This is a genomic window from Halomonas borealis, assembly GCF_004798905.1.
Lineage (GTDB): Bacteria > Pseudomonadota > Gammaproteobacteria > Pseudomonadales > Halomonadaceae > Halomonas > Halomonas borealis.
In genome coordinates this window covers 1-466 of the sequence record NZ_SDMO01000030.1, presented here as the reverse complement: position 1 = coordinate 466, position 466 = coordinate 1, and the positions used below count along the sequence as shown (strand labels likewise).

1 protein-coding gene is annotated in these 466 nt (G+C 41.0%); it reads right to left on the bottom strand.

What is annotated here, in order from left to right:
- On the bottom strand, positions 1-466 hold a 466-nt coding region (locus tag ETC07_RS16070; protein ID WP_168709231.1), incomplete at both ends, for an amidohydrolase family protein.

Genomic DNA, 466 nt, shown 5'->3' with positions numbered 1-466 from the left:
CATGCAAGACCCCTGAATCACTCAGTGGAATACCATCATCTGAAAAGCCAACTGCGCCTGCCTTTAACAAAGCATCAAAATCCGTCAAATGTCGCCCGTCAAAATCTTTGGTAATAGAAGCAATGGACTTAATATGAATTTTCTCTTTATCTTCAAGTTTCAGTGTATCTACAAGCACTTCAGGACTCGTTAAAATCGGTTTAGGATTTGCCATCATTACTACTGTCGTAAAACCACCACGTGCTGCAGATAAAGCACCAGTGTGTATCGTCTCTTTATGCGTTTGACCTGGTTCACGAAAATGAACATGAATATCGATGAGCCCAGGAGCAACAATCATGTTGCTGGCATCAATGATATCTGCACCTTCTTCTTCCAAATCTTGGGCAATACGAATAATCTTCTTATCTTTAACTAACACATCAACAACTTGATCAAAGCCAGACTCAGGATCGATTACACGGCC